The organism is Nocardia neocaledoniensis (assembly GCF_029868625.1).
Lineage (GTDB): Bacteria > Actinomycetota > Actinomycetes > Mycobacteriales > Mycobacteriaceae > Nocardia > Nocardia neocaledoniensis_A.
Genome location: NZ_JARWOJ010000017.1, coordinates 1 through 4,995 on the forward strand (window position 1 = coordinate 1; position 4,995 = coordinate 4,995).

The following is a 4,995-nucleotide window of genomic DNA, read 5'->3' on the forward strand; positions in this document are numbered from 1 at the left end:
GGCCGCGGCAGTTTCTGGGGGGCGCCGGCGGCGGGCGCCGGACGACCCGGCTGACCCGGCCTGCCCTGCGGCGGCCTGCCCGCGCCGGGCGGGTTCTGCGCGGGCCCGCCCTGCGGCCCACCGGGACGCTGCGGCGGCTGACCCGGCCTGCGCGGCGGCATGCCGCCCGGCGGCGGGCCCTGCCGGTTCGGCGGCGGACCGCCCTGCGGCCCGCGTCCACCGGGGGCGGGACCGCGACCCTGCGCGGGTCCGGGCTGACGCGGGGCGGGACCGCCCGGCTGACGCGGGCCGTCCTGCGGACCTGGCCTGCGTGGCGGCTGACCGCCGGAACGGGGAGGGAGACCTGGCTGCGGGCCCCTGGCCGGACGGCCGTGCGGATCGTCACCGAAGGGGGAGGGCTCGTAGGGCGAACTCACTGACCAGATCTCCATAACTCGTAAGGTTCAACCGACACACGACATCCGCGCCGGACGACCGGCGCGGATACCTTGCACCTCGAACAGTGGCGCATCACACGCGGCCCGTTCGGCAGCGCATCATTCGGCAGCAGAGCGCCGCCCCGCTCGCGGGCTCGACCGACGGCGGGCTGGTGCGGGTGCCTTCCCGAGCACATACGACTGCACCAGGTGGTTCCAGCTGCACGAGCGGCATACCTCCACCACGTGCACCGAGAACTCCTCGTTCGACTCTGCCATCCTGACCAGTTCCTCGGGCGTCCGCGCCGACCCGGCCGCTTGGCCGAGCCCGTCGCCGTACACCCAGGAAACCAACGTCAGCTGCTCTTTTCGGCAGATCGGGCAGGTCACCTCACTGCCCCGGCCATGGAACTTGGCGGCTCGGAGCAGGTAGGGGTTCGCGTCGCACACTTCGGCGACACCGACCCGGCCCGCGTAGACGTCAGCCAGCAGCGACCTGCGCCGGAGCGCGTAGTCGACCACCTGCCGCTGAATTCGCACGATCACCAGAGTAGCCGGGATTGAATTGCGGTGCCGGTGGCACTGCTTCTTCGGTGCCACGGTCGTAAACTCCCGATACCGGGGTCGGCCCGGGTATTTACGCAGGTGAGGGTAGCCGCCACGATGGCTGATTCCAGGCGGGCGCGCAGCGCCGCCGATTCCGTGACGAGGGCGCGTGATCTCGATCGCGCCCAGGTGTCGACAGTGCTTGACGCGGCATACGCCGAGGGCCAGCTGGGCGCCGACGAATACCACGACCGGGTGGCGCGGGCCGGTACCGCGCGCACGCTGGGTGAGCTGGAACGGCTCACCGCCGACCTGCAATCCCCGGCCGTTCTCGGTGGTCAGGAGCCCGCCGAGCGAAAGCGCTTCGGCCGTGGGCACTCCGGCGAGTACCCGGCGCGGACCAGGGCGCGCGAGGCCGACCGGGCCCGCACCATCGCCGCGCTCGACGCCGCCCGCGCCGACGGCCAGCTCGACGCCGGGGAACATTCGGCCGCCGTCGAACTCGCCGAGCAGGCCCGCACCCTCGGCGACCTGTCCACCTTGGTCGCCGAGTTGCAGCAGCGACCGGTCGCGCCGAAGAAACCGAAGGCCCGCAACACCTTCCGCATCGCCACCGCGGCGGCGGCGGTCGTCGTGGCCGTCGGCGGGTTCGTGTGGACGGTTCGCGACGACAAGCCGTCACCGGCGGCGCGGCAGGCCGCCGCTGTCAACTACAACGCGGCGGCGCCCCTGGTGATCCAGACGCCGAAGCTGACCACCCTGGCCGGCTTCCTCCAGTTCCGCGACGACTACCGCACCAAGTTCGGCGACACCCGCGTCGACGAGGCCGTCCTGCACGACGAGCACGCCTCGGCGGTGCGCCGCGCTGCCCCCGACGCCGACTGGACCGCCGACTGGACCTACCGGGGCGGCTTCGACCGGTCGAATTCGCAGGTCAGCAACCGTAAGCGCGAGACCGTCGAGATCGACCTCGCCCAGATCGACGCCGACGCGCTCGGCGCGGCCCTGGCCTCCGCGGCGGCCACCCTGCTGGTGCGCGACGGGGCGGTCACCCATTTCCGGATCGCGAACGACAGTTGGGTCGGCAAGCCCGCCATCACGATCTTCGTGCGCAACGAGGTCGCCCAGTCAGGGCACATGACCCTCGCGCTCACGGGCGAAGTGCTGCAGACCTACCCGTACAAAGGATGACCCGGCGATGAAGACTCCGTCCCCCGCGAAGAACCTGCGGGCCCGCGACGCCGACCGCGCCGACGTGTGCGCCCTGCTCGACGCGGCCCTGGCCGACGGCCAGCTCACCGAACGCGAGCACGAGAAACGGACCGCGACCGCCATGCGGGCCGAGACCTTCGGCGCGCTCGACCGCCTCGTCGACGACCTGCAGATCCCAGGCGACCTCGCCGCCACCCCGGTCGCCCGCGGCGTGCCCCGGATGCCCCGGCGCTGGTGGATCCCGGCGGGCGCGATCGTGCTCGCCGGGCTGCTCGGCGCGGGCGCCGGTCTGCTCGGTCGTACGGTGGGCGACGCCGTGCTCGGCGACCCGCTGCCCGACCTCACCACCGGCAACGGCGTCGCGTACTTCCTGGCCGACTACCGCGCGAAATACGGTTCGACCGAGGTCGACGAGGTGACCCTGTACCCCGACTACGTCGTCGTCGAGCGCAAGTCCGACAAGCCGGGCAAGCAGGACGACCAGATCTATCGGGGTTCATTCAAGTCGTGGGGCTCGCAGGGTTCGCGCACCCCGGACACCAAGTCCTTCGACCTGGCCGCCCTCGACATCGCCCGCTACGCCCGCCTCATGTCCGGCGCCCCGGTGACCACCAGGGTGCCCGGCGGCTGGGTCTCCCACGTGATCCTGCGCTTCGAGCCCGGCGGCGGCAAGGACGCGGAGCCCGAGATCAGCATCTACGTCAAGAACGAGGCCGAACAGAGCGGCTACCTCAAGATCCGCCTCAACGGCGAACCCATCGCTGTGTACCCCGCCTAGCCCTCCGACCAGCCATGACGCAGTGATCTGCGTCATCCGGCTATGTCCTGATGTATCGCTCCGATATAGTGGGAAGTCGCATCCATCGGTTAGGTCCATTCGGTCTGTCGGACCGGCATAGTCAGGGAGTGAGGTCGCGGTGCTCGAATTGGCGATTCTCGGCCTGCTCCTCGACGCGCCCATGCACGGTTACGAGCTGCGCAAGCGGCTGACGGGCCTGCTCGGTGCGTTCCGGGCCTTCTCCTACGGTTCGCTCTACCCGACGCTGCGCAGGATGCAGACCGACGGGTTGATCGCGGAGGAGATTCCGGAGGGCGCGACCGCGCGCCGTGCGCGCCGCGTCTACCGGCTCACGCCGGTCGGCCGGGAACGGTTCAACGAACTCCTCGCCGACACCGGTCCGCAGAACTACACCGATGACGGCTTCGGCGTTCACCTGGCCTTCTTCAGCCGCACTCCCGCCGAGGCGAGGATGCGGATCCTGGAGGGCAGGCGGCGCCAGGTCGAGGAGCGCCGAGAAGGGCTGCGCGAAGCGATCAAGAAGGCCAGTGGCTCGCTGGATCGCTACACCCGCCAGCTCCACCAGCTCGGATTGGAATCAAGCGAGCGCGAAGTGCGCTGGCTCAACGAGTTGATTGCGGCGGAGCAATCGACGAAGGCGGCACCACAGAAAGAGGGAAAGAGCGGCCATGAGTGATGTCAACAAGGTTGGGTCCGGCGAGGTTCGCGTCGCGATCGTCGGTGTGGGCAACTGCGCATCGTCGCTGGTGCAGGGCGTGCAGTACTACAAGGATGCCGATGAGAACTCCACGGTTCCCGGCCTCATGCACGTCAAGTTCGGTCCCTACCACGTCAAGGACGTGAAGTTCGTCGCCGCGTTCGATGTCGACGCCAAGAAGGTCGGCTTCGACCTGGCCGAGGCGATCTTCGCCAGTGAGAACAACACGATCAAGATCTCCGACGTGCCGCCCACCGATGTGACGGTGCTGCGTGGCCCGACCCTGGACGGCATCGGCAAGTACTACGCGCAGACCATCGAGCAGTCCGAGGCGCCCGCGGTCGACGTGGTCAAGGCGCTGAAGGACGCCCAGGTCGACGTCCTGGTCTCCTACCTGCCGGTCGGCTCCGAAGAGGCCGACAAGTTCTACGCCCAGTGCGCCATCGACGCGAACGTCGCCTTCGTCAACGCGCTGCCGGTGTTCATCGCCTCCGACCCGGTGTGGGCCAAGAAGTTCACCGACGCCGGTGTGCCGATCGTCGGTGACGACATCAAGTCCCAGGTCGGCGCGACCATCACGCACCGCGTGATGGCCAAGCTGTTCGAAGATCGCGGCGTGGTGCTCGACCGCACCTACCAGCTCAACGTCGGCGGCAACATGGACTTCAAGAACATGCTCGAGCGTGATCGGCTGGAGTCGAAGAAGGTCTCCAAGACCCAGGCCGTCACCTCGAACCTCACCGGTTCGCTGGCGGGCAAGGTGCACGACCGCAACGTCCACATCGGTCCCTCGGACTACGTGGAGTGGCTCGACGACCGCAAGTGGGCCTACGTGCGCCTCGAGGGCCGCGCCTTCGGTGACGCCCCGCTGAACCTGGAGTACAAGCTCGAGGTGTGGGACTCGCCGAACTCGGCGGGCATCATCATCGACGCCGTCCGCGCGGCCAAGATCGCCAAGGACCGCGGCATCGGTGGACCCGTCATCCCGGCCTCGGCCTACCTGATGAAGTCCCCGCCGGAGCAGATCGCCGACGACGTCGCCCGCACCCAGCTCGAGGCTTTCATCATCGGCGCTGAGTAGTTGGAGCGCTGGCGCGCTCGAGTCGCGGCCCCTCCAGTCCCCGGGGGGGGGGGGGGGGGGGGGGGGGGGGGGGGGGGGGGGGGGGGGGCGGGGCCGGGGGGGGGGGGGGGGGTGGGCCGGGGCCCGCCCTTATCAGCGGCGGGCCTGCCTTTTTTCTCGCTCGTGGCCGGGCCCGGGGGGGGGGGGGCGCGGGGCCCCGTCGTGTGACCCGTCCAACTACGTAGTGTCGTAGGTCATGCTGCAC

At 69.9% G+C, this 4,995-nt stretch carries 6 protein-coding genes; 4 read left to right on the top strand and 2 right to left on the bottom strand.

The window, feature by feature from the left end:
* Nucleotides 1-431, bottom strand: a 431-nt coding sequence (locus tag QH270_RS00330) for a proline-rich domain-containing protein (protein ID WP_280338339.1), incomplete at its 3' end; no start/stop codon positions are given.
* Nucleotides 432-536: 105 nt separating this feature from the next.
* Nucleotides 537-956, bottom strand: a complete 420-nt coding sequence (locus QH270_RS00335) for a DUF5318 domain-containing protein (protein ID WP_186817370.1) — start codon at nt 954-956, stop codon at nt 537-539.
* Between the two features lie 123 nt (nt 957-1,079).
* Here QH270_RS00335 and QH270_RS00340 point away from each other — a divergent pair, with 123 nt between their 5' ends.
* The 4 genes from QH270_RS00340 to QH270_RS00355 all read left to right on the top strand — a co-directional run bounded on the left by QH270_RS00340 (nt 1,080) and on the right by QH270_RS00355 (nt 4,751).
* The gene (locus tag QH270_RS00340) at nt 1,080-2,153 is read left to right on the top strand and encodes a DUF1707 SHOCT-like domain-containing protein (RefSeq protein ID WP_280338340.1); all 1,074 of its coding nucleotides are present in this window, start codon (nt 1,080-1,082) and stop codon (nt 2,151-2,153) included.
* Between the two features lie 7 nt (nt 2,154-2,160).
* Nucleotides 2,161-2,952 (top strand): DUF1707 SHOCT-like domain-containing protein, encoded by a 792-nt coding sequence (locus QH270_RS00345; protein WP_280338341.1) that lies wholly within the window; start codon nt 2,161-2,163, stop codon nt 2,950-2,952.
* 139 nt (nt 2,953-3,091) lie between these two features.
* Complete coding sequence (locus QH270_RS00350; protein ID WP_110037815.1) at nt 3,092-3,649, top strand: PadR family transcriptional regulator; 558 nt, start codon at nt 3,092-3,094, stop codon at nt 3,647-3,649.
* Nucleotides 3,642-4,751 (top strand): inositol-3-phosphate synthase, encoded by a 1,110-nt coding sequence (locus tag QH270_RS00355; RefSeq protein WP_280338342.1) that lies wholly within the window; start codon nt 3,642-3,644, stop codon nt 4,749-4,751. The genes QH270_RS00350 and QH270_RS00355 overlap by 8 nt, the downstream gene beginning before the upstream one ends.
* Nucleotides 4,752-4,995: the final 244 nt, after the last annotated feature.

Bases quoted from the DNA above. Each gene is read 5' to 3' on its own strand.
- QH270_RS00355 (WP_280338342.1), top strand. From the start codon at position 3,642: ATGAGTGATGTCAACAAGGTTGGGTCCGGCGAGGTTCGCGTCGCGATC.
- QH270_RS00340 (WP_280338340.1), top strand. From the start codon at position 1,080: ATGGCTGATTCCAGGCGGGCGCGCAGCGCCGCCGATTCCGTGACGAGG.
- QH270_RS00345 (WP_280338341.1), top strand. From the start codon at position 2,161: ATGAAGACTCCGTCCCCCGCGAAGAACCTGCGGGCCCGCGACGCCGAC.